The organism is Allorhizobium sp. NPDC080224 (genome assembly GCF_050281005.1).
Lineage (GTDB): Bacteria > Pseudomonadota > Alphaproteobacteria > Rhizobiales > Rhizobiaceae > Allorhizobium.
Genome location: NZ_JBNNWJ010000007.1, coordinates 42,411 through 66,087 on the forward strand (window position 1 = coordinate 42,411; position 23,677 = coordinate 66,087).

Annotated in this window: 22 protein-coding genes; 7 read left to right on the forward strand and 15 right to left on the reverse strand. The window is 63.4% G+C overall.

The features are described from left to right. Nucleotide 1: 1 nt before the first annotated feature. The gene (gene traA / locus ACQKP1_RS23665; protein ID WP_277920795.1) at nucleotides 2–3,304 is read right to left on the reverse strand and encodes a Ti-type conjugative transfer relaxase TraA; all 3,303 of its coding nucleotides are present in this window, start codon (nucleotides 3,302–3,304) and stop codon (nucleotides 2–4) included. A 247-nt stretch (nucleotides 3,305–3,551) separates the two neighbouring features. On the opposite strand from traA, the gene traC reads away from it, so the two are divergent. The 5 genes from traC to ACQKP1_RS23690 all read left to right on the forward strand — a co-directional run bounded on the left by traC (nucleotide 3,552) and on the right by ACQKP1_RS23690 (nucleotide 6,909). Further along, nucleotides 3,552–3,848 (forward strand): conjugal transfer protein TraC, encoded by a 297-nt coding sequence (gene traC, locus ACQKP1_RS23670; protein WP_064334954.1) that lies wholly within the window; start codon nucleotides 3,552–3,554, stop codon nucleotides 3,846–3,848. Nucleotides 3,849–3,852: 4 nt separating this feature from the next. Next, nucleotides 3,853–4,068: a type IV conjugative transfer system coupling protein TraD gene (traD, locus tag ACQKP1_RS23675; RefSeq protein ID WP_064334953.1), complete on the forward strand. Its 216-nt coding sequence runs from the start codon at nucleotides 3,853–3,855 to the stop codon at nucleotides 4,066–4,068. Next, complete coding sequence (gene traG / locus ACQKP1_RS23680) at nucleotides 4,055–5,983, forward strand: Ti-type conjugative transfer system protein TraG (RefSeq protein WP_064334952.1); 1,929 nt, start codon at nucleotides 4,055–4,057, stop codon at nucleotides 5,981–5,983. Before traD ends, traG begins: the two co-directional genes overlap by 14 nt. A 249-nt stretch (nucleotides 5,984–6,232) precedes the next feature. Beyond that, entirely contained in the window at nucleotides 6,233–6,490 is a 258-nt protein-coding gene (locus ACQKP1_RS23685) for a WGR domain-containing protein (RefSeq protein ID WP_064334951.1), read from the forward strand. A gap of 140 nt (nucleotides 6,491–6,630) precedes the next feature. After that, nucleotides 6,631–6,909, forward strand: coding sequence for an HU family DNA-binding protein (locus ACQKP1_RS23690; protein ID WP_064334950.1), 279 nt, complete (start codon nucleotides 6,631–6,633; stop codon nucleotides 6,907–6,909). A gap of 41 nt (nucleotides 6,910–6,950) precedes the next feature. On the opposite strand, the gene ACQKP1_RS23695 is transcribed toward ACQKP1_RS23690, so the two are convergent. The 6 genes from ACQKP1_RS23695 to ACQKP1_RS23720 form a co-directional block, all read right to left on the reverse strand. Continuing rightward, entirely contained in the window at nucleotides 6,951–7,121 is a 171-nt protein-coding gene (locus ACQKP1_RS23695; RefSeq protein ID WP_168169028.1) for a hypothetical protein, read from the reverse strand. 301 nt (nucleotides 7,122–7,422) lie between these two features. Beyond that, on the reverse strand, nucleotides 7,423–7,740 hold the full coding sequence (locus ACQKP1_RS23700) for a DUF736 domain-containing protein (protein ID WP_064334949.1): 318 nt from the start codon (nucleotides 7,738–7,740) through the stop codon (nucleotides 7,423–7,425). An 809-nt stretch (nucleotides 7,741–8,549) separates the two neighbouring features. Beyond that, a complete protein-coding gene (locus tag ACQKP1_RS23705) occupies nucleotides 8,550–8,954 on the reverse strand; it encodes a type II toxin-antitoxin system VapC family toxin (protein WP_064334948.1) in 405 nt (134 codons plus the stop codon). After that, nucleotides 8,954–9,196, reverse strand: coding sequence for a type II toxin-antitoxin system VapB family antitoxin (locus ACQKP1_RS23710; RefSeq protein WP_064334947.1), 243 nt, complete (start codon nucleotides 9,194–9,196; stop codon nucleotides 8,954–8,956). The genes ACQKP1_RS23705 and ACQKP1_RS23710 overlap by 1 nt, the downstream gene beginning before the upstream one ends. Nucleotides 9,197–9,341: 145 nt before the next feature. Beyond that, nucleotides 9,342–10,268 carry an ArdC family protein gene (locus ACQKP1_RS23715; RefSeq protein WP_277920794.1) on the reverse strand — a complete coding sequence of 309 codons (927 nt, stop codon included), beginning with the start codon at nucleotides 10,266–10,268 and terminating at the stop codon, nucleotides 9,342–9,344. 322 nt (nucleotides 10,269–10,590) lie between these two features. Continuing rightward, nucleotides 10,591–11,178 (reverse strand): hypothetical protein, encoded by a 588-nt coding sequence (locus ACQKP1_RS23720; RefSeq protein WP_064334945.1) that lies wholly within the window; start codon nucleotides 11,176–11,178, stop codon nucleotides 10,591–10,593. Between the two features lie 527 nt (nucleotides 11,179–11,705). Between ACQKP1_RS23720 and ACQKP1_RS23725 the strand changes: the two genes are divergently transcribed. Continuing rightward, nucleotides 11,706–12,011 (forward strand): alkylphosphonate utilization protein, encoded by a 306-nt coding sequence (locus tag ACQKP1_RS23725; protein WP_064334944.1) that lies wholly within the window; start codon nucleotides 11,706–11,708, stop codon nucleotides 12,009–12,011. 9 nt (nucleotides 12,012–12,020) lie between these two features. On the opposite strand, the gene ACQKP1_RS23730 is transcribed toward ACQKP1_RS23725, so the two are convergent. The 5 genes from ACQKP1_RS23730 to ACQKP1_RS23750 all read right to left on the reverse strand — a co-directional run bounded on the left by ACQKP1_RS23730 (nucleotide 12,021) and on the right by ACQKP1_RS23750 (nucleotide 15,907). After that, nucleotides 12,021–12,236, reverse strand: a complete 216-nt coding sequence (locus ACQKP1_RS23730; protein WP_084438770.1) for a hypothetical protein — start codon at nucleotides 12,234–12,236, stop codon at nucleotides 12,021–12,023. Further along, nucleotides 12,233–12,607: a hypothetical protein gene (locus ACQKP1_RS23735; protein WP_064334943.1), complete on the reverse strand. Its 375-nt coding sequence runs from the start codon at nucleotides 12,605–12,607 to the stop codon at nucleotides 12,233–12,235. The genes ACQKP1_RS23730 and ACQKP1_RS23735 overlap by 4 nt, the downstream gene beginning before the upstream one ends. Beyond that, complete coding sequence (locus ACQKP1_RS23740) at nucleotides 12,604–13,491, reverse strand: DUF7007 domain-containing protein (protein ID WP_064334942.1); 888 nt, start codon at nucleotides 13,489–13,491, stop codon at nucleotides 12,604–12,606. The genes ACQKP1_RS23735 and ACQKP1_RS23740 overlap by 4 nt, the downstream gene beginning before the upstream one ends. After that, a complete protein-coding gene (locus ACQKP1_RS23745) occupies nucleotides 13,488–13,961 on the reverse strand; it encodes a hypothetical protein (protein WP_064334941.1) in 474 nt (157 codons plus the stop codon). The genes ACQKP1_RS23740 and ACQKP1_RS23745 overlap by 4 nt, the downstream gene beginning before the upstream one ends. A gap of 101 nt (nucleotides 13,962–14,062) precedes the next feature. Next, nucleotides 14,063–15,907 (reverse strand): ParB N-terminal domain-containing protein, encoded by a 1,845-nt coding sequence (locus tag ACQKP1_RS23750; RefSeq protein WP_064334940.1) that lies wholly within the window; start codon nucleotides 15,905–15,907, stop codon nucleotides 14,063–14,065. A gap of 354 nt (nucleotides 15,908–16,261) precedes the next feature. On the opposite strand from ACQKP1_RS23750, the gene ACQKP1_RS23755 reads away from it, so the two are divergent. Next, complete coding sequence (locus tag ACQKP1_RS23755) at nucleotides 16,262–17,374, forward strand: Fic family protein (protein ID WP_064334939.1); 1,113 nt, start codon at nucleotides 16,262–16,264, stop codon at nucleotides 17,372–17,374. Nucleotides 17,375–17,404: 30 nt separating this feature from the next. Here the strand turns inward: ACQKP1_RS23755 and ACQKP1_RS23760 are convergent, their stop codons facing one another. From ACQKP1_RS23760 to ACQKP1_RS23770, 3 genes are all read right to left on the reverse strand, one after another. Beyond that, entirely contained in the window at nucleotides 17,405–22,546 is a 5,142-nt protein-coding gene (locus tag ACQKP1_RS23760) for a DEAD/DEAH box helicase family protein (protein WP_064334938.1), read from the reverse strand. Between the two features lie 105 nt (nucleotides 22,547–22,651). Continuing rightward, nucleotides 22,652–23,050 carry a DUF3085 domain-containing protein gene (locus tag ACQKP1_RS23765; RefSeq protein WP_064334937.1) on the reverse strand — a complete coding sequence of 133 codons (399 nt, stop codon included), beginning with the start codon at nucleotides 23,048–23,050 and terminating at the stop codon, nucleotides 22,652–22,654. An 11-nt stretch (nucleotides 23,051–23,061) separates the two neighbouring features. Beyond that, entirely contained in the window at nucleotides 23,062–23,664 is a 603-nt protein-coding gene (locus tag ACQKP1_RS23770; RefSeq protein WP_064334936.1) for a DUF1419 domain-containing protein, read from the reverse strand. Nucleotides 23,665–23,677 lie beyond the last annotated feature (13 nt).

Consider the following 23,677-nt stretch of genomic DNA (forward strand, 5'->3'; position numbering starts at 1 on the left):
CTCATTGCTTCACAACCGGGCTCTGGCGTTGCGCGAGACGCAATTCCTCGACCTGCCGCAGGGTCTCGGTCGTACGCTCATGGGCGGCGAGCTGCTGGGCCGTGCGCATGACTGGCCAAGCTTCCTTCAGGCGTTCCTTCTCCTGTGGCTGCATTCCCTCGGAGAGCTTGTCGAAGAGTTTGCCCGATGGCTCACGTGCGGCATTGGTCAGCAGGGTGCGTTCGCCAAACCGTTGGGCCACAGCCTTGTTGAACTCGTCAATCTCCAGCTTCGTCTCGCGATTGCTCAGCGCATATGCAAGTGCGGCCGGCAGATCGTTCCTGTCGATCGCGTCGCGTACGCGCTCCAGCACGGCGCGCGCGGCCGGAGACAGCGCCGGTATGTCGATCGAGACACGCTGGCGCAGCGTGTTCTCTTCGGCTTCATGCCGTTGCACCGCGCTCTCGCGCATCTGCAGATAGCGTTCGAGGTCACGCCTGAGCGCCGGCACATTGATCTCGGCGATACGGCGCGCCTCGCGCTCCGCCTTGCTGGCGAGAATGCCGGTCTTGCCCCTGAGAGGACCGATCGACGCCGGCTCGGCCTCAAGCTTCTGAAGCGCCTGTCGCGCCATGTCCTTATCCGCCAGCACGGCGTCAAAGTTCATCGCCCGGAAGGCAGTTTCGGGATCGGCGAACACATAGCGGAACCGGATCGAAACCTCCTCCCAGTGCCTCTTCAATGCGGGATCAACGTCGAGCTTTTGCCCGACCGCGTCCGCAACGGAATTCTCGAACCGAGTTATGCCGGCGACCATGGGTTTCGACTCCTTAGCTGATTGGGTTGGCGGGGATTGCCGCAAGCCGAGCCGTTCGCCGAGAGCGCGAAGGCGGCTCGCGAGATCGGTGAGCTTGCTTTTCTGGCGCAGCGTCCAGTCGAGCCGGTCGCGCAGCAATGTTCGCGCCACCTGCAAGATGCGCAGCCCTCGGTTTTCGGCGAAGGCGAGCGCCTCGCGGTAGAGCGTACCGCGCTCGTAGTCGAGCGTCGTCTCCTTGGCGTTTCGCCGCGATAGGATCTTGGCCAGCCCGCCGTTCATCTCGAAGGAGCGGCGACCGAAATAGACCTGAAGGTCCTCTCGATGGCGCGTCATCGCGACATAGGTCAGGTGGCGATCCAGAGAAAGGGAAGCCAGTACCTTCACCCTATCGACGGTGGCGCCCTGGCTCTTGTGGATCGTGGTGGCATAACCGTGGTCGAGATTGTTGTAGAACCGCTGCTCGACCCTCACCTGCCGGCGCTGATCGCCCTCGCCCACCACCGCGACGATGCGGTTGGGCGCGGCCTCGATCACACGGCCGATCATCCCGTTCTTGACGTCGAGCGAACCCTCGTTCTTCAGGAAAACGATCTGGTCGCCGGCGTCGAACTGGCGGGTGCCGTCGGCGGTCCTGAAGACGTGTCCCTCTCCGACGATACCGCGCTCGACCAGCTTTGCGCGCGCCATCATGTTCAGCATGCGGACGTCGCGGCGCAGATGCGCCAGCATCAGCATCGACCTGGCGGGATCGTAGTCGTGGTTCCAGGCCGAGATGAGGCTCTCGACGGCTTCCGATTTCAGGTTTTCTCCAACGACATGACCGCGAGTGCGATAGGCCAGCAACCCCTGTTCGATGTTGCCGCGCGCGAGATCGAGCGAGGCATGCCGCATCCACTCCTCGCGCTGGCGGTAGATCGTCTCGAGCTCGGCGTAACCGATGCGATCGACGATGGCGCGGAAGGCAGCACCCGCCTCGATCGGCTGCAGTTGCTCGGGATCGCCGACGAGCACGATCTTCGCCCCCGCCCTGACGACGGCTTCGACGAATCCCGCCATCTGTTTCGAGGCGACCATGCCGGCCTCGTCCATGACGAAAACGGTCCTGGCATCGAGCGTGTCACGCCCCTGTTGCCACCGCAGCTCCCAGGAGGCGAGTGTGCGGGAGACGATGCCCGCCTCCTTCTCCAGTCCCTCGGCCGCCTTGCCGGCAAGGGCACCACCGACCACGCGATATCCGGCGAGTTCCCACGCCTCACGGGCCGCCTTCATCATGGTGGTCTTGCCAGCACCTGCGCGGCCGACCACGGCCGCGATGCGCGCGGAACCCGCAACATGCTCGATGGCAGTCCGCTGTTCTTCCGACAGACGCGAATGACGGGCGAAGGTGGCCTCCAGCACCTTGTCAGAGACGCCATGCGACGCGCTTGCCGCGAGCCAGCTCGATCGACGCGCCATCTCCGCCTCGAGCCGAATCAGCTCGCGCGTCGTGTAACGGGCCGGCACTCTTTCGCCGGTCGCGAAGTCGATTGTGTCGCGCTGGAGACGCAGCACCTCCGGGCTCTGTATGATCCGAGCCAGAAGCTGCTGGAACACGGCCGGATCGTCGACATACCGGTTCAAAACCTTCGCGACATCCCGGCTGTCGAAGACGCTTTTCTCCCGCGTGATCAGGTCGAGCACGATCGCGGGATTGCGCAGAATACGGCGGGTATTTTCGCTGCGGCGTTTCTCGTTCAGCTCGATCCGTGCCAGCTCCGCCCGGACGCCTTGCCTCTCCGCCTTGCGCTCGATGGCCTTTGCCCCGACGCCGAGATGGATGGTCGGCTCAAGATCGATGCCCTGCTTCTCGTAGGAGCGGCCGTCGACGCGCAGCGAGATCCCGTTCAGCGCCAGGTGATGGTTGAGACGCTCGAACCAGGCGTCACGAAAAGCACTGAAGTCATCCGTCCCGCCGGCCCAGAGCTCGTAGACGATCTTTCCCGCCTTGTTGCGCAACGGTTGCCCGTCTTCGCCGAGAACCGGCATCTTCTTCGCGCCAAATCCGTCCTCGGTGAGCGGCCGCAATGTCGTCATCAGGTGGATATGCGGATTACCGGGGTTGTCATGATAGACCCAGTCCGCGACCATGCCCTTGGCGAGGATATGTTTCTCCACGAAATCCCGTATGAGCGCGATGTTCTGCTCGGGCGTCAGTTCCAGTGGCAGCGCGATGGTCAGGTCCTTGGCGAGTTGCGCATCGGAGCGCTTCTCGAAGGCCTCGACCTTGTTCCAGAAGGCTTCGGAGGCTCCCGGAATCGAGCGATCGGCTAACAGCATCCGCGCCCATTTCGGGGCGTCGACGGGCAAGACAAACTCCTCGTGCAGGAGCCCCTGTTTGCGGGTGTAGTCGATCGTGCGGGCCTCGCGCTCGTATTCCATCCTGGCGCAGTGCCGGTAGGCCGCCGACAGCACGGCGCTGCGGCCGTCGCCGCGGCTGACGATGCTGACGGAGAAGTGGGCAATGGCCACGGCGACAAAAGCTCCTGGTTCGAACCTCGTTCGTCGGAGCTGGCCAGGCCATTCAGAGCCCAACGCAAGGCGTCGCGTCAGCGACGTATAATTGCGCCCTTGGAACCGCTCCTTCGGAACGGCCGGGATCATCCTCCAAAGTGTAGGCCTTGCCGACGTGCAAATCTGCACATTTCCTTCCAAGGGCATCCGGAGGAGTTTTGGCGTCGCGCATGCAACGCCAAGACAGCCAGGGAGTGCCACCGGCATGAAGAAACCGTCATCGAAGATCAGGGAAGAAATCGCCAGGCTCCAGGAGCAGCTCAAAGCAGCAGAAACACGCGAGGCCGAGCGCATCGGCAGAATCGCGCTGAAGGCCGGTCTCGGCGAGATCGAGATCGAGGAAGCCGCACTTCAGGCGGCGTTCGAGGACATCGCCGGACGGTTTCGCGGAGGCAAGGGACAGACGACCGGAAAGAAGAATGCCGGCGACGGCAGGACCGGCGGCGACACGTCCACGGCGGTCGCGTCTGGCGCGGATGCGGGCGGCTCTGGCGAGGCTTGAGCGGATGCGGCGAACGACATCGACCGATGCCCGTAAGAAGGACACGCGCGAAAAAATCGAGCTGGGCGGCCTGATTGTGAAGGCCGGCCTGCGCTACGAAAAACGGGCGCTGCTGCTGGGGCTGCTGATCGATGCTGCCGGGCGTATCCGCGGTGACGAAACGGAGCGCTCGCGCCTGACCGCAATCGGTGCGGAGTCGTTTGGTCATGACGGTGAATAGGCTCCTTCTTGCGACCCTGCCCGCGGCATTGATGATCACCACCATGTTGGCAATGCTGGGCATTGAGACCTGGCTCTCGGAGTTCGGAGCATCGCCTCAGGCGAAACTGATGCTCGGGCGGATCGGTCTCGCCCTGCCCTACGCGGCCGCGGCCGCGATCGGCGTGATTGCCCTGTTCGCGACGGCGGGCGCGGCCAACATCAAGACTGCCGGTTTGAACGTATTGGCTGGTGCTTCCGTCGTCTGCATCGCAGCGATCGCACGCGAGGGGTGGCGGCTGCACGCTCTCGTCGATCGGGTGCCTCACGGCCAGTCGGTGTTCGCCTACACTGATCCATCGGCGATGCTTGGCGCATGCGCGGCCGTCTTCACAGGGATTTTCGCACTGCGCGTCGCGATCAGGGGGAACGGCGCCTTCGCGAAAGCAACGCCGCGGCGGATCGCGGGGAAGCGGGCCGTGCACGGCGAGGCCGACTGGATGAAGATGGCTGACGCCGCCAGGCTGTTTCCCGATGCCGGCGGCATCGTGATCGGTGAACGCTACCGTGTCGACAAGGACAGCGTAGCGGCCATGCCGTTCCGGGCCGATGAGGCGCGGAGCTGGGGCGCCGGCGGCAAGTCTCCACTTTTGTGCTTCGACGGCTCGTTCGGTTCGTCGCACGGTATCGTCTTCGCCGGCTCGGGCGGCTTCAAGACGACATCCGTGACGATCCCGACCGCGCTCAAATGGGGCGGCGGCCTCGTCGTGCTCGACCCGTCGAGCGAGGTTGCGCCGATGGTTGTCGATCACCGGCGCAAGGCTGGACGCAACGTGATCGTGCTCGATCCCGCCACGCCCGCGATCGGTTTCAACGCGCTCGACTGGATCGGCCGTCACGGCAACACGAAGGAAGAGGATATTGTCGCGGTCGCGACCTGGATCATGACCGACAATGCGCGCACCGCGTCGGCCCGCGACGACTTCTTCCGGGCATCCGCCATGCAGCTCTTGACGGCGCTGATCGCCGACGTCTGCCTTTCCGGCCACACGGACGAGAAGGACCAGACGCTGCGCCGAGTCAGGGCCAATCTTTCCGAGCCGGAGCCGAAGCTGCGCGAGCGCCTGACGCGGATCTACGAGCAGTCGGAATCCGAGTTCGTGAAGGAGAACGTTGCCGTGTTCGTCAACATGACACCGGAGACATTTTCCGGCGTCTACGCCAATGCGGTGAAGGAAACACACTGGCTCTCCTATCCGAACTATGCGGCGCTCGTGTCGGGCGACAGTTTCTCGACCGATGATCTCGCCGGAGGCGAAGCGGACCTGTTCATCGCGCTCGATCTCAAGGTGCTGGAGGCACATCCTGGTCTGGCGCGCGTCGTCATCGGCTCGCTGCTGAACGCGATCTACAATAGCAATGGCAAGGTCAAGGGACGCACGCTCTTCCTGCTCGACGAGGTCGCCCGCCTCGGCTATCTGCGCATCCTCGAAACCGCGCGCGACGCCGGCCGGAAATATGGCATCACGCTCACCATGATTTTCCAGTCGATCGGCCAGATGCGCGAAGCCTACGGCGGCCGTGACGCGACCAGCAAATGGTTCGAGTCCGCGTCGTGGATCTCGTTCGCGGCGATCAACGATCCGGACACGGCGGATTATATTTCGAAGCGCTGCGGCGACACCACGGTCGAGGTCGACCAGACAAATCGCTCGATGGGGATGAAGGGATCGTCGCGCTCGCGATCGAAGCAGCTCAGCCGCCGGCCACTGATTATGCCGCACGAGGTCCTGCGCATGCGCAGCGACGAACAGATCGTCTTCACATCAGGCAATCCGCCGCTCAGATGCGGTCGCGCCATCTGGTTCCGGCGCGACGACATGAAGGCCTGTGTCGGGCAGAACAGGTTCCATCGCGAAGAAGAGAGAGGTGGATGAGAGCCGCGCTCGAACGAGCTTTGTCTGATGCCGGCGGAAAGCCGGTCCGCGAGAGGATCGCAACCCGCATGGGACGAAACCGCTTGGCGGGTTCGGTGCGCTCCAGCGCATAGAGCCGTGCGGCAAAGCCGCCTCGCCCACGCCCCTCTTCCTCCGGAAGGGAAAACCATCAGCGAGATGAATCGATCACACCGCACCGATTCATGGAAGTCGTTGGACGCGGGCTCGCAAAGACGCGAGAATCCGGGCATGCAAAACGAGGAAACACGCCTGGTTCATCTTCACCGTATCGACGCTACACAGAATATGCGGCGCTTCTATATGCTCGCGATCCAGCCGACCCTGTTTGGTGGCGCCTCCGTCATCCGCAACTGGGGCCGGATCGGATCTAACGGTCAGACGATGATGGAAACCTTCGACTCTCAAGAAGATGCGGATACAGCGCTGTCGCGCCTCGAACGTACGAAACGAAAGCGGGGTTATCGCAACGTTCGCTGCGCCGAATGACACACCTTCAACATCCCGAGCCTGCTGTTTCCTGTGGTTTTCTCGCATCTGGCAACACTTCCAGCATTCGGACCTCTATCGGCGCCACACCTTCATCGTCATAGCTGAAGGACATCCACAAGCAGAGGAGACTGTCCTTCATGACCACCACCAATGAAATCGCCGACAAGATTGCATCCGAGCAGAACCTGACCAAGGCACAGGCCAAGGCCATCGTCGAAAGCGTGTTTAGCCAGATCGCCGAGGCAGCAAAGAGCGGCGCGGAAACATCCATCCCATCCTTCGGCAAGTTCAAGATCAAAGACACGCCGGAACGCGAGGGCCGCAATCCCGCAACCGGTGCAACGATCAAGATCGCCGCTTCGAAGAAGCTGACGTTCACGCCGGGCAAGGCGGTCAAGGACGCACTGAACGGGTGAGGCGAGTGGGCTGCTGAGATCGGCACCCCTATGGAAGGCTCCTAGAAAGGAGGCTCCCCGCTGATGCGGCCGTCCTGTTCGGCCTCAACGGCGGCAAGCTCGGCCTGGGCCTGTTCCAGCTCCACCGCGATCTGGCGGCGCTCGCTCGCGTCCAGAACGGCCCTGAGTTCAGCTTTCAGTTCCTCGATTTGCATTTCGAGAGAAATCGTCATCGTCGTCTCCTTGACGTTTGTGAAAGACGACGTCGCGCGTCATGGCGGAGCGGAGGAGTCCAGGAGCGCGGAACGCGACCGCCGGAGGCGGCGAGCGGGGGAGCCGAAATGCGCCAGCATTTTGGGGGTACCGCTCGTGCTGGACGCCGTCGGTCCGCCATGGCATTCTCGGACGAACTGAGCAGACCCCCAGCTCTCCGTATGGCACCGAAAAGCCGGAAGCGGGTTCGAGGCCCGCGACCGGCTTCCTCATCCGGGAGAGGGAGAGCCCCGCCTGCCGGCGGAGCTCCTCGGGTTCGGATCAGGCTTCCCGCTTCGGGCGGTTCCAGATGAGGGCGTATTCCCCTTCCTTCTCGCTCGGCCAAAGCGCCGCGGTGATCGGGGCGTTGAAGCTCGGGTCGTCCAGCTTGACCGAGATATATTCCTCGCCGTCGTTGGAGACCGCCTTCCAGCCCGCGCCGACCTCGACGCCGTTGCCGGCGGTGATGCGGAAGTCCGGGGCGTCGCGCGAGACGCGCTCGATGGGGTTCAGGCGGGCCTTCATGCTGACCGTGAGCGTGCGGACGTTGCCGATAATCGAGTTGTTGCCGTTGGTGGTGAATTCGCCGATGACTGCCATTGTCGTGATCCTTTCCGGTTTGCTCGAGCCGCGCCCACCGCGGCCTCGATGGCGGTGTAAGGACCGATGGCGATCGACGCCGCACCCCGGGGGGCCGGAACGTGAGTGGAGGACGGCCGGGAGCGGCTTTCTTGGTTACCGCGAGGAATGCGAACGCAGTTCGCAGGGGAAGAAAGTTGCGGACGGCCGTTGCGGGATGGCGATCGAGACGAAGTCGTCCTTCGGTCACACCAGATCCATCGAGGTCTGCGTGGGTGTGGCCCGCTTCAATCGAGCAAGGAACACCGATCATGGCCCGGAGTTCATCGGCGATCCCCGACGGCGACCGCGGTGATGGCACCGCTCTCTCACGATGGCTCCCGTCCGCACGGCTCGCCGTGTCCGTCGATCCCTCACCGACGCCCCATCCGCATCATGTCCATGACGAATGCGCTGGTCGGCGCCGATCTTATGGCGGCTCTTCCATCGCGCGCGTATCCTCGGACAAGCGGGCAACCCGGGTTTCACGGCACCTCCCTGGAGGGCGGTCGAGAGGAAGGAATGGGAGCGCTTCGAAACCAACAGGCTCGCGGCATGCCTATATCGACCACACCAGATCCGCCGTCGCGCGGCGGGGCTCGTTCCGCGTGCCTGCCGACTTCGCCCGCCCGATCAGAAGGGCCTACACGTGACGATCGCCGACACTGCACCGCGCCGTTAGACGTCGCTCGGCGAAATGAGCTTCGGCCCTCTCGTCGGGAGTGTCGGCCCGGGAATCTTCCAAGGCCTCCTGCACCTTCGCCCGAAACCAGCCATCATGGCCGGCCGCGTCAGGGTACGGTGTCGACGTCTGTCTGTCTGAACTCATCTGCCGTCGCCAGAATGGGTACGTTATAATATTTGGCGCATGCATAATGCAGGCAGTCACCGAGATTGAGGCCCCGGCGGCCCGCGCGATAGCGATGCGCGGCGGAAAGAGCGATCCGGGTCGTCGCGTCCGCAGGCGGGAGATCGCGGATTTCGATTCCGCGCTCATCGAGGAACTCGATGACGATCGGTTCTACCTCCGCCACGGCGAGGCCGAACTTGTCGGAGCGGGCAAGGCCGAGCACCGCTTCAAGCACGGCAACCGGGGATGTGAAGGCGACCTTCGCGGACGCGATCGCATTGGAGACACGCTCCGCTTCCGGCTCGTCGGAGAGGAGCGCTATGATGGCGCAGGCATCGACGAACATCAGCTTTCCCACAGTTCGTCGTAGGCTTCGTGCGGAAGCGGCTGTCTCGCAGCGGCATCGAGTTTGACGCCATGTTGTTCGCGGAGCCGGGCAGCGGTTTGCAGCGGCGTCTCCTCGTGACGGCGGCGTTCGATCGCCTCTTTCATGGCAATCACGATCGCATCAGTAATGCTGACGCCAGCCATATGCGCGAACTTGCGCGTGAGCGCGTCCGCTTCAGGATTGTTGACGTTGATCGGCATGGGTCACTCCATGTAGATAAATTCAGGAAGTAATGTAGATCGCCTCGCCCATATCTGCAAGGTTTCTCCAACGGGTGACACGAAGGTCGCGCGGCCGACGGGGAAGGCGTCTCGCCCTCCCCGTCGATCTCCGAGGCGGAAAGCATCAGGCGGCCTGCCGCCCGGTCTCCGCATTCGGCTGGAGGTCATGAAGATAGGCGACAGCGCGTTGCGCATGTGCGGCCGCCTGGAAGATTGCCCGGCGGTCACCGTCGAGCAGCTTCAACCACGAGGCCACATAGCTCGCGTGATCCGGCCGCGGCTCCAGTTCCGGGACGATCCCGAGATCGGCGCAGAGGAAACATGCCCCTATGTCGGCACAAAGCTCTTCGCGCGCGCGATCCGTGCGATCCTTATGGTAGCGGCTCAAATCCCGATTCAGCCGGTGGCTTGCGCCGACCCAGTGGGTGACCTCATGTCCGAGGACGGCGTAATAACTCTCGGCATCCCGGAACGTCTCGAAACCCGGCATCTGAATGCTATCGCTGGATGGCTGATAGAAGGCCTGTGACCCACCATGCCGGATCACCGCGCCCGTGTTGGCGAAGAAGCGGTCCGCGTACTCGATGCGCCCGAGCGGCTCTGCGCCCGGTTCCGGGCGGTGATAGTAGTGATCCGGAAGCCCCTCGATTTGATCACAATTGAACACCGTGTACGCCTTGAGGAACGGTATGTCGCGCTCGACTTCACCGCCGTCGGCATCCTTCTCGGTCTTCGTGAAGCGGCTGGCGTAGACGACGGTCGCGCCGCTCTCGCCCTTGCGAACATGGGCGCCAAGTTCGTTCGCCTGGCGCAGCGTCATCCAAGTCGCCGACATGAACCCGCTGGCGATACTCTCGGACCAGAGCAGGAGGACATTCAGCCCCGTATATGGCTGGCCGTTATGGCGCAGCGGCCGGGTGATCCGGCCGGACATGTTGCCGGCACTCCAGGGCTGCACCCACGGGCGCACGCCCTTCTCCAGATCGGCGACAATGCGCTCCGTGATCCGCGCATAGATGTCAATCCTCGGACTTTCTGATTTCCTGCTCATTCTTCTGACCTCCGTGTGAGGCCGCGCCCATCGCGGCCCCGTCGCGGAGGGCCGATGGCAGGAGCGGTGAGGCGGCATGCGCACCGGACCGGCCGGAACGAAGAGAAGGACGGCGTAGCCGTTGCGCCTGCCGTCGGCTCCTGCAGGACCGACAGAAGGGACGGGCCGCGATGGCGCCTGTCTCTCGCCCCGATTTCTTTCTCTCTCACCTCTCCTGATGCGACTTCGCCGCGACGTCGAAACACGAAAAGCCGCCCCCCGTGAGGAGACGGCTTCTTCCTGGATACGATGAAGGCGGAGCCGAAGCTCCACCAGGTCGGCCTCAATCGAAGGCCGACATCTGCGCGGCAGCCGCCTTGCGGTCGAGGGACTGGCCCGGATTATCAACCGGCCGGTCGAAGGGCTTCCATGCTTCGCCAACGATCTGCTCGTAAGCGGAGACGGCACCTTCGGCGGCCGTCCTGAGCGCGTGGGCCTGGATCCCCATGTCGGCGGCGAACTCGCGCTTGCGCTGGGCGGCGCTGTCATAGCCGACTGGACCGTCAAGATCCTCGTCGCGGGCGTCGGCGGCTCCCTTGGCGGTGGCGTCACGCGCCTCGCTGACGGCGCGGGAGTAGAACTGGCCCGCGCCATGAGCGGATCCGACATACGCTCCAACGATGCGCTGCAGATGGATCTGCATCGCCCGTTCGCTTAAGCCCTCGGAGAGTCCTGTGGCGGTTTCGATGATCAGGCGCTCGTGCATGTCGCGGATGCCGTCGCTGTCGAGAATGGCGGTCCCGAAGCTCTCGGCGATCCGGAGCGCCTGCGCTTCATCGGGGCATGTGAGGCGGACCATTTCGATGGTGGCGCCCTTGCGGAGCTGGACGACTCGGGCGGATTGGCGGGACTGGGTTGCGGACTTTGTCATGGTGGTTTCCTTCCGGTTTCCCCGAAGCGGTTCGGCCCCCTTGGCCGATCTGCCCTTCGGTGCGGTCAAGAGGAGCCGGCGCAAGCCGGGCGTTTCAGGGTCCGGTCAGGCCAGATCGAGCGGAGCCGGTGCGCGGGCAAGCGGGTCTTTGAGACCTGCGAGGCCCGCGTTCCTGCTCTGCGACAAGCGGCATGACCGGCCGCCCCGCGGCGCGACAGCGGCCTTGAAACGACCGGCAGCCGGTTCAGACCGCAACGAAAGCGAAGGGCAGATCGGCAAAGGGATAGACATCGGATGCCAGAGCCGAAGAGGAAATCAGGCAAGGCGCGCGCCAAACCAGTTCCCATCTGCCGGAAGAGCTTCGATCACCAGGTTCGGAATGCTTTGCCGCCCTCCTGATGTCCGCTGGTCTGCGAGGCGCTCTCGATGGGAAAGCGGCGGCGGTTTGCTCTCGGCGGCTTTCCGCGATAGATGCGCTCCTGACATGCGGGGCCGTTGCAAGGTCTCCTACGGAAGGGGCACAACAGATGAGCGACCAGAGCAACGACGATTACGTCTATGACGAAGCAACCGGGGAATGGCGGCCGGCCTCCGAACTTGCCGCGGAGAAGGCGAAGGCAGCCGAAGTCCGCGATGCCTCCGGCAATGTTCTCGCCGACGGCGACTCCGTCGTGCTGATCAAGGACCTGAAGGTCAAGGGCGCCGGCCAGACGCTGAAGCAGGGCACCGTCATCAGGTCGATCCGGCTCACCGATAATCCGGAAGAGATCGATTGCCGCCACGACGCGATCAAGGGGCTGGTCCTGCGCACGGAATTCGTGCGCAAGCGTTGACGGGGTGCGCTACCGTTTGGGCAAGCGGTAACGATCAAGCCAGGTGGGGCCGTGCGTGTTGCGAAGTCGGCGTAATATCCCGACATCGTCATGGGGCGCTTCGCCCATCCAGGCGTGGTTCAGGATGCGCTTCCACGAGCGGCCGTGTCTGGCGGCATAATCCTGAAGGGCATTCACCTCTTCCTCGGTCAGAGGTGGAAGCGGCTCGGCGTCAACGCGCCTCATGGCGCGCTCCTCTCACGACGGTGATGACGACATTCTCGTTCCGGGCCCCGGGCGGAAGCATTGAATTCCGGTCGCGCCTGGAAAGCGGCGATGGCCGCCTCCTGGCGCGCGAGCTTGCGGGCAAGAGCATCGATCTCCGGCTGCCGTTCCGCGGTGATCGCCGCCAGACTGGAGCGATAGCGGGCGAGGAAGGCTTCCGGCGCGGGCGGTTTACCCCGCCGGTATCCGCTTCGGCGCCGCCCGAGCGACGGGACGAGAGCCGTCATCTTGGCGGTAATCTGCCGGTCGATCATGTCGAGCTGGCGTTGAGTCTGGCGGCGGGCCTCTTCCATCCGGAAAAGCAACGCCTGACGTTCCGGGGACCGGGTCATGATGTCTCCCTCCCCTGCCAGACGACAAAGCTCGACGGCCCGTCATAGGACCGATGACGATCGACATCGATGACGAAGCCGAAACGGCCCGGTTCGTATTCGGCAGACGGCACGAGAAAACGTCGTTCCCCGGTATTGTGCTCCCGCTTCCCGCCGCGCGTGGCGATCACTTCGGTCATGCCGGGATGATGATCAGAGCGAAGGGCGGAGATGACGATCCAGTCACCGGCATGGGCCGCCTCGAAAGCGCGACGGTCCTTCACATGAGATTCACCGGGCGCCAGGGTCGTGCCGAAGATGGTTTCCCAGGCGTCGGGCCACCAATCCTTGATCGACCGTTCCGCGCAGCGGCGTTCGAACGCGGTGAACAGGAAGGGGAAGGTGATCGCGACGATCGCCCAAGCGGAGTCCTCCTCATAGAAGCCGTCTTTCGACCGCAGCAGCGGGTGAACCTTTCGGTTGCGCTCAGCCGAGAGCTTGAAGCCGCCGTGCCCGGCGGTGGAATGGCACTCGACGCCCTCCGCATAGACGATCGTGCGCTGCGACATTCCCCAGGGCGTATGGACACGGGTGAAGATCTCGCAGCGGCCAAGTGCCTGCCGTTCGCGTTGATGTTCGGCGTTCTCGATCACGCGTGCACGAAACGCCGCCTCGTCGGCGAGTTCGCCGGAATGACCGTAGAAGTCGGATCGCCGCCACTCGGCGAACGGCCGGGCGATCTTCCAGCCAGTGGCAAGATAGTGCCGGCCTTCACGGCTAGGCAACATCGCGAACGCCGTGTCGTGCAAGCGGGCGACCGGAAACCCGTCGGCGGATCGCCCAAAAGAGACCTCCGGATATCGGGAGGTATCATTGGCTTCGGTCATGACAGGGCTGGTGTTCATGCTGCCGCCCTCCCTTCCACGACGGCGGCTGCGACCTCATCCGCAGTGACGACCTCCAGCACGGCATGAGGATAACCATGTCGGGACAGCCATTCCTCTGCGACTTGGCGGTTCGCTGCGAGATGGACGAGCTCGGCATTGTCGCCGGCGCGGTCGAAGACCCGGCAACTGCCGATGGCAGGCCGTTCGACGATCGTGAACGTCAGACTTGTTTCCAGCGAAAAGCTGCGGTGGACGCGGATGGCGATGACGCCACCAGCGCCGTGGTCGGCCTCATGAAGCGTAAAATTAGCTGGCAGGATGATGTTGCCGGCGGCTCGTTCGTCCTGCTTGCGGATCAACCGGCCGCTGCTGTTATTGCTCTGCCATGCAGACAGCTTCCTGCGATGGCGTTCGGGTGGCTGCGGCGTGCCATCCGACCAGGCGATGAAGGAGCCGATGGGTGCCATAAATGCGATATGCGCTGACATGCAAGTTCTCCCTGAGTTTCGAGGGGTTGCGAAAACGAAACCGCCGCCGCTGGAGATCACCGGCGGCGGAACATCATTCGGAAGGAAAGTGGGGCGTGCGGCTATTCCGCCGCGACGCGATAGGCGGCCTGCTCATCGTCGGGATCGGTTGTCGCCGGAGCATCGTCGAAGGTGTCGGGCAGATCGTCCCCGCCTTCGAACGGACCGAGACCGTCACCTTCAGCGGCGGGGCGGCCACCGCCCGGAGCGCCTTCACCAGTATCTCCACCCGTCTCCGTATCGACCGCGGCGCCCTCAACGGGCGCGTCGAGGCCATCCTCTGCGGCGTCAACCTGGGCTTCCTCGTCGTCGAGGGTGTCGGCATGCTTGATCAGATCGGCGACATCATTCGGATCGGGCGCGAAAAGCGCCGACGAATGAACGAAATGACCTTCCTTGAAGTGGTCGACCAGGGCCGCACGGGTTTCCCGCACCTTCTGGCGGGGGAGCACATTGGCCTCCTTCGCCGCCGCTTCCAGTGCCTGCCGCGACAGGCACAACAGGAAATCTTCCGAGCCCATGTTCGTGAGATACCCGTCGGCGCCGATGGCTTCACCGGCGATGCGGGAAACGACACCGCTGTTCGACATGCCGCGCCTGCACGACAGGACGTCGATCAACATGGAGCGGGCGGCGACGCGCACCGTCTCCGTATCGAAGGCGAGCTTTCCGTCCTGGGAAAACAGACGTGCGGCATGGCGCCGGAAACGCTTCGGTCCGAACACGGTGTCGTTGGCGCCGGAGTCGACGCGGACGTTCTGGCCGGCAAGTGAGAGAACCAGCAACGCCATCAGCATGTCGTCCTCGATCGGCGCGCGGCCGAGCGCCTCGTGAAGCGCGTCGGTGCGGAAATCGCCGATCATGTCATGGCCCTTCTGCGTGACGTCGGGGCGCGGCTTCGGCGTGTCGATGATCCTGCCGTCATGGACATCGCCCTGCCCGCCTGTCGTGGAGACGCCGGATTTGCCTTTCGCTTGTCTGTCCTCCGGCATCCGGAAAGCAACCGACTGCACCTTGCCGTCACGGTCGAGATACATGGCTACATGATCGGACTTCGACGGCTTGCCGTAGACGCGTTCCGCCTTCTTCGGCAGTTCCGGCTGACCCCAGTTGTTGACCTCGACGATCGCACCCTTCTTCGGAAGGTTGCTGGTCATCCATTCCTGTTGGGCGCCAAGAAAAGCCTCGACGTTGGTGGTATAGCGCGTGTCTTCGTCAGCCGGCGAAAACAGGTCCTCGACCCACCCGATGCCGTAAGCCGCGGCGAGGTCGTCACCGAAGCTCGCATCCTTCGCATACATGCGGGTTTTCGAGAGCGCACGGGAGATATTGTACCAGTCCGCCCGCTCGTTCTTCTTCGGCTTGTGCGCCTTCCACACCTCTTTCTGTTCGTCGAGCGACGCCGCGGCGACGGTGCGGAGCTGCTGCTCGTTGGGCATGTCGCCGAGCGCCATGTGGTCGAGCATGGCCGGCAGCACGTTGGCGAGTAGCCTGAGTTTCCTGATCTGGCGAACCGGCAGGGCGAGCGCAACGCCGATCCCTTCCTCCGTCCAGCCCAGCGCAACGAGCCGTTCTATGCCGCGCCACTGGTCCACCCCGTTGAGAGGTTCTCTCGCGATGTTCTCGACCATCGAGCGCATGGCGCCGTTATCGTTGGCCGCCTCGCGGACGATCACCTCGATTTCCTCGAGGCCGGCGGCGATTGCCTGCCGGACGCGGCGGTGGCCGGCCTGAATGATATAGCCGTTCCCGCCATCCGTCTGCGGTGACACGACCGGGGGCTGGATGATGCCGACCGCCTTCACCGTCGCCAGAAGCAGTGCGTCAGCCTGCGGCGACGATTTGGACCGGCGCGCATCGTCGGGATTGTCCTTCAGCGCACGGGGATCGAGTTTGAGGATCTGCATGGGATTTGCTCCTTCCGGGGTTTCGGAGCGGTGCTGCCCGCTCTTGTCCGCCTTCAGTTCTTTCCGAAGACATCTCCCGGACCGCAGGGCGGGCAGACTGGCGCAACTGCGCCCGAGCGGCCCTGCCGGTATGGGCGAGCGGGGCAAAGCCTTGCGAGAACGACCGGCAGGGGTGAGGAGGGGGCGGTTGAGCGCAAGCGGCGACGGGTCGACCGGTCTGCGACCGGTTTTCCCTTTTCTTCTTTCCTTTGCCCCTGCCCCGTTTAACCGCCCTATGGCGATGAGTTAAACAAATCGCTTTTATCGCCCACTTTAATGCGGCATTATGGGCGATAAATATGGGATTTATCGCTTATGGCATGGAATTGGGAACTGGCGGAGTGGCCGGATTTCGAATGGAACCCGGAGCTGCTGCGGGTCAGGGAGCAGGCATTCGTCGAGAATGCGGCTATCGCCGTCGGCACCATACGCCATCTGGGGAAAGACGACCGTGAGGAGGTCGTGATCGAGCTGCTCAGCTCCGATGCTTTGAGCACATCGGCAATCGAGGGTGAAGTCCTTGATCGCGACAGTGTGCAAACGTCCCTTCGGCGGCAACTCGGAATGTCCGCTGCAGCTTTCCGCAGCAGGCCGGCCGAAGCTGGCATTGCCGAGATGATGGCGGACCTCTATCGACACCCGCTTGACCCCATCACCGAGGAGCGGCTGTTCGAATGGCACCGAATGGTCATGAACGGCCGCCGCGACATCGCCGATATCGGCAGCTATCGCGGCCATGACGAACCGATGCAGATCGTCTCAGGCGCATTCGGCCGCCAGCGCGTGCACTTCGAAGCACCTCCATCCAATCGCCTGGCGGCCGAGATGGGCAGGCTTCTGGAATGGCTTGAACAGACCTCTCCCGAAGGACCCGACCCGCTTGCCGCTCTCACCCGTGCCGGCATCGCCCATCTGTGGTTCGAGAGCATCCATCCTTTCGAGGACGGGAATGGCCGTATCGGCCGAGCGATCGCCGAAAGCGCGCTTGCACGGGCAATTTCGACGCCAACCTTCAGTGCCTTGTCGAAATCGCTGCTGCGACACCGCAAGGACTATTACGCGATGCTGGAGGCGGCTAGTTCCACACTTGTTATCGATGACTGGCTCTCGTGGTTCGCGGACCGGGCGCTCGAAGCCCAGAAATCCGCGGACGAACTGGTCCGCTTCCTGATCGAAAAGACGCGGTTCATGGACAGGCTGCGTGGTGCACTGAATGAACGACAGGAGAAAGTCCTTCTTCGCATGCTGGCCGAAGGTCCCGAAGGTTTCGCTGGAGGCTTGAGCGCCGGCAACTACGCCACGATCACCGGCGCTCCGCCTTCGACCGTAACCCGCGACCTTGCCGACTTGGTCGACAAGGGCGCATTGCTGCGCACCGGCGAGCGCAAGGCGACGCGCTACCGGCTGTATCTCGAAAACGACACATAGGCGACCTGGTCGAGGACGCCAGTGAGCGGATTAAGCCGCGATACCTTGCTTTTCGTCATCATCGCAAGCGGATTTGGCGAGCACCTCCTCGACCTCACGCAGCTTCTGGCGCTTCTCAGCCAGTTCGTCGGCAAAGGCAAAGGTGCCACCCTGACGCGACTGGTAGGAGGAAAGCCGCCGCTGGTACTCAGCCAACCTCAGGCGATAACGTTCCCGCTCCTCTTCGAACCCGCTGAGTGCATGCTCGAGGCGGGAGATGGCACCAAGCGGCGTGACGGTCACCGGCAGATCGATCTCTTGGGTCCCGCCGGTGCGCTGGAGCAGGGTCTGATAGTGGTAGTTGTCACCCCGGCCGAAGCGCTCGCCTTCATAGACGAGATCGAAGCCGCCGATGCGGGCGAGACGGACTTCACCCTCCTGCTGGAACTGGACGACGGTGAGGATCTCCTTCATCAACGCCCGACCGGCATCCTTCCGCTCCGTGTATGGCTTGCCCATCACGGTCATGGTGAAGGTGTCGCCGGAGGTCGGAACCAGCCGTTCGATGTCCTGGCCGATTTCGCCGATACGGCGGGTTGCCGTCTCGATCTCGCGCTCGGCATCGCGGAGCTGCCGGCGAACAGCAAAGAGATCGTCGTCATGAGCGGCGCGCAGGCGCTCAAGTCGGGCAATATCGGCTTCCAGGCCCGCTTTCTGCATCAGGCGCTCATCGCCACTGGCAATAGCCTTGGCCATGGCGAACTGGTTGGCCTGGCCTTCGTTCAGGTCCTCCAGCCTGCGAATCGAGGTATCGCCGGAGAGTGCCGCTGCTATGAAGCGCGCTTTGCGCTCGTTCTGCTGCCACATCGTCGCGTCGAGGCTTCCCTGCGTGGCGTAAGCATAGATATCGACCTCGTCGTGCTGGTTGCCCTGACGCACGATGCGGCCCTCCCGCTGCTCGATCTGTGACGGAAGCCACGGCACGTCGAGATGGTGCAGGGCCTTCAGGCGAAGCTGGGCGTTGACGCCGGTGCCCATCGTTTCGGAACTGCCGATCAGGAAGCGGACCTTGCCGGCGCGGACGTCGCCGAACAGGCGCTGCTTCGCTTCGGTCTTCTTGTAATCCTGCATGAAGGCGATTTCTGACGGCGGCACGCCCATGCGGATGAGCTCGTCGCGGATCCAGCGGTAGGCTGAGAAGCCGCGGCTCTTCTCGACATTGATCGTCCCGAGATCGGAGAAGATCATCTGCGCCGCACCGGGCAGCTCGTAGACTTTGCCGTCCGGGCGGCGATAGCTGTTCTCCGAAGTTTCCCTCCAGATACGGAAAGCGTTACGGACCAGCAGATTGAGCTTGTTCTCCGGCTCGTCATCTATTGCCGGCATGACCAGGCGCAGATCGATCGCGGCATGGCGGCCATCAGTGATAACGGACAGCAGGATGTCGTCACCGGGTTGCGCCGGCCCCTCGCGCATCTCGATCGCCTTGATGCGGGTTTCGAGGATCTGCTGGTAGGCTTTGAAGGCAGGCGTTGGCGCGGCGGTCAGGATTTGCCGCTTGCCCGTCGCGATCTCCGGCACCCTGACGTGCGCTTTAAGATCCTCCGGCATCACCACGTCGGCGAAGGCCCGAAACATAGCAATCAGTTCGGGGACGTTGACGAAACTGGCGAAGCGGCTGACCGGCTTGTATTTGCCGGATGGCTGAAGCTCCAGTTCGGTGCGTTCATCCCCGAAATTGCTCGCCCAGGCGTCGAACTCGTGAAGCCCGCGCTCACGCAAGGCCTCGTAGCCGAGCAGGCGCTGGATCGAAAACATCTCGCCGAGCGTGTTGGTGATCGGGGTGCCGGAGGCAAGCACGAGCGGCCGGCCCGGATTCTTCGTCTCGATGTAACGGGATTTCACATAGAGGTCCCAGGCCTTCTGCGAACCGTTTGGATCGATGCCCTTCAGCGTCGACATATTGGTTGCGAAGCTGAGTTTTCGGAACTCCTGCGCCTCGTCGACGACGATCTGGTCGACGCCGATTTCAGAGATGGTCAGAAGATCGTCCTTGCGGGTGGAGAGAGATTCCAGCCGCTCCTGCAAGGCCTCTTTCAGCCGCTCGAGCCGCTTGCGGGAGACCCGGTCCTCGTCATCAACTTTGGTCAGCAGGTCCTCGTAGAGCTGCAGCTCGTCGTGGATCATCTGTTGTTCGAAGGCGGATGGCACGCCGATGAACCTGAACGCGGAGTGCGTGATGATGATCGCATCCCAGACAGCCGTCGCAGCCCGCGACAGGAAACGTTGACGCTTGTCTTTGGTGAAGTTGGTCTCATCGGCGACGAGGATGTTCGCCGAGGGATAGAGCGCCAGGAACTCGCGTGCCGCCTGTGCGAGGCAGTGGCCGGGAACGACCAGCATCGCCTTGGCGATCAGGCCCAACCTCCGCTGCTCCATGATGGCGGCTGCCATGGTCATCGTCTTGCCGGCACCCACGGCATGGGCGAGATAGGTGGAGCCGGAGGAGATGATCCGCCAGATGCCGCGTTTCTGATGCCCATAAAGAACGAAGGCGCCAGAGGCGCCGGGTAAATTCAGATGGGAGCCGTCGAATTTGCGCGGCGCGATGTTGTTGAAGCGGTCATTATAGACCCGCGCCAACCGGTCGGTGCGATCCGGGTCTGACCAGACCCAATTCTGGAACGCCTCCTTCATCCGCTGAAGTTTGTCACGGGCGGCTTCCGTGTCGACGACATTCAGCACCCGCCGCTCTCCATCGGCGTCCTTCAAGGTGTCGAATATCTGCGGCACGCGGCTGTTCAGCGCATCCGCCAATAGTTCGCCGGCATGGCGGCGGCTGGTCCCCCATTCCGATGTGCCGGCGGCGCTGTAACCAAGCTGACGAGCCTCGACCGTCCATGAACCAAGCTCGGGCATATGGTGGATCCTGATCTCGGCACCCATCGTTTCCTTGACGAAGGTCACAACGTCGGAGGCCGGAATCCAGGGCGCCCCGAGCCGAGCGGTAATATCCGACGGACGCAGATCGGCGGGCTGGACTTGCCTGAGTGCCACGACATTACGCTGGAAGACGGGATCAAGCGCAGCGGCAGCCTCCGCCGCCGCAAGCTTGGTGCGGACCGGACCGGAGAGATAGGCGTCCGAGGTCTGCCACGAACTGTCGGTCGGATCGCGGAAGATGGCATCACCGAGTTCGGCAATCACCGCCTCGGAGTCGCGGTGCAGGAGTTCGGCGATATGGTCGATATCGACGCGGCCGCACTCGTTGAGCACCACGGCGAGCGCATCCGCCGCGGACGTGATCACCGGGGCCGCGGGAGGTGAGATCACCCTTTCGGAGAAGATCGGACCGGGACGGGCGGTATCGGTTTCGAGATCATAATCCTCGATGGAGGCGACCAACCAGCAATCGGGATCGTCACGGAAGGGCTGAAGGTTCGGCTGCCGATGGGTCTCCCGCACCTCGCCAGTCTCGGTATCCTCCGAGATCGAAACCGTGGTGTGATTGATCGGGCCGAAATCACGGACGAACGAGGACCAGGCGATACGCAGGCGCACCTGAAGATCCTTCCACGGGTGGTCCTGTTCCTGGGCCTTCAGCACCTCCCGCACGGCATCCCGGACCGGGATCAGCTTTCGGATGATACGGACATGCTTTTCCGGAATGCCTTCCGCGGAGCGGCCCTTGCGGACCTTGATCTCGACCGGAGAGCCGTCGACCATCTGCATCAGGCCGTGCCTGGCGTCGATGAAGAAGCTGCCCTCGCGGACCTTCTCGTCCCTGGGGCGGAGATCGACGATCTCGCCAAGCTCGTCCTCCAGGTCGATGTCGATTTCGGTCGACTCGCCGTCGTAACGATCTTCCGGGAGGAGAGAAATGGCGGCATTCAGCGCCGCTTCGAGATCGACGCCAGCGCGACCACGGCACGTATAGGTCTCGCCGAACGGACCGGCCGTCAGCGCGTGGTCACCGAGCACGAAATCCGGATGCTTCGCAAACCAGCGATTGACGCGGATAGCGCCTTCGTCTTCTGTTGCAGGGCGGACTTCATCCACGTCGAGCCAGGTCTGGTCGCCCTCAGCTTCTCCAGCCTTGCGCTTGCGGAAGAACAGGATGTCAACGACGGCGTCCGTGCCGGCATCGCGGCGGAAGCTGCCTTCGGGCAGACGAATGGCCGCGATCAGGTCGGCCGATCTGGCGATATGCTCGCGGGCTGTCGCATCCGCCTTGTCCATCGTGCCGGAACTGGTGACGAAGGCCGCGAAGGCGCCGGGCTTCAGCAGATCAATGGACCTCGCGATGAAGTAGTCGTGCAGTCTGAGACCAAGTGACCGATATTGCCGGTCCGAACGCACGGTACGATCGGAAAACGGTGGATTGCCAATGGCGAGATCGTAGATCGGCGAGAGATCGGTGCGCGCGAAATCCCCTTCGATGATCCGGGCCTTCGGCTGCAGGAGCTTGACGATCCGCACTGTCACCGGATCGAGCTCGACGCCGGTGACATAGCTGCTGTCGCGATACGCCTTCGGCATCAGCGCTGGAAACAGGCCCGTGCCGATGCCGGGTTCCAGCACGCGACCACCGCGCCAGCCCATGCGCTGCAATCCTGACCAGATCGCCCGGATGATGAACTCCGGCGTGAAATGCGCATACTGCGTGCAACGCGACAGGCTGGAATAGTCGCTCTCCGAGACCGCACTTTCGAGCGACGAGCCGAGATCGTCCCAGCCCTCCCGAAAATCCACCTCGCCCGGACGGCGGAACATGCCGTTCGCCAGTTCGGAGGCGCCGAAGCCGGTGAAGCGGATCAACCGCTGCTGATGCTCGCGCGTGACCGGAATGTTGTGCCGCTCGATCTCGTTCGCGGTCAAAATGGCCGCCACACTCAATCTCGCGCGCTCTTTCCACGACGCAGCAAGGCCGCGATCCTCGCCGTCATCGAGGTAGAAGTTCGCACGATCGCCCTGCCGGCGTGGTGCTGACCTCTGGGGCAGCGCGATCGGCAGCGCCGGTGCGGGCGCCGGCGGCGTCGGATCGGGATCGTCGTCATTCGCAGGTTCGGGGGCCGTCTCGGGCGCAAAATCACCGAAGGCCGTGACGCCAAGGCCGACCCCCGACGACAGGGCTGTGTTCCCGAACATGTCGAGGGTGCCAGAAGGATCAAGTGAAAAAGGATCGTTGGGCATGAAAATGCTCTCCTTGGAAAAGGGGCGAGCGCCATCGTTCCGCTGGAGATGAGCCTCTGGGCGGGGCGGTCGCAAAGTTGTTGGAAGGGTGCGGCAAGCGCCGCGTCAGCGGCGGATCAGGCTGATGGATATGGACGTGTCGTCCATCACGATCCGCAGATGCGTCGCGTCGGGCTGAGCCGGGACGAGCTTTTCGAGTTCGACGGCGTCGATGAATTCGACCCCGTCATCGCCCCCGAAATATCGTCGCTTGTAATGCCAGTAATCCGGATTGGTCTTCGGATCGCACTCCTCGGCATAGATGACGAGCGGACGCTGTCCCTCGGCGAGTTGCCCGTTCGAGAGAACATATACGCTCTCGTCACCGACCAGCCACAGGCCGGCTCTGGCCTCGGCTTCAGGGGATATTCCCTGATACGGAAGGCGAAATCCGCCGTTTGCGGCCGCGTCGGCCCGACCGCGGGCGAGCACAGCGCCGATGTCGGTGAGGGAGAAGGTGAACATGCCGCTCTCCCTCACGCTGCGATCGCGTCGGGCAGGTAACGCAGATGGACTGGCAGCTTCGCCGCGACCTCCGCGTCGGTCAGATCCTCCAGCACCTTGAGCGTGGTGCCGCCTGGTCTGGCGAAGAACATCACCGTGCGCTTGCCACGATCATCCTCTGGCCAACGCTCGCCGGCATAGCCGCGATAGTCGTCAGCCGTGCTGCTCCAGATGTGCTCCAGACGCTCCTCGCGCGTCATCGCCCGGACAGGACGGGATTCACGCTCGATGATCGCCGTGCGCATGCGCTGGGGCGAGCCCTTGTCGGCGAGGTCGCAATAACCGTGGAAGTGCCGGATTCGCCCGTCGATCGACAGCGTGAAAAAGATGCTGGTGATCGAGCCGGTGAGGAATTCGCGCATGGCGAACATCTCACCCCGCATCCAGAGGGGCGGCAGGATCTCGAACATGTAATCGTGGCAAGCCTCCCCGATCTCGAACCATTCGCCGCGATAAAGCGCACTGTCGTCGCACTCCCATCGGTTCGGGCGCTGCGCATGACGGTCGAACATGCGGAACATCTGGCGGCGATCGGCGATGCCCTGATAGACTTTACGGATGGGAGAGAGGTTCATGAGCGGGCTCCTT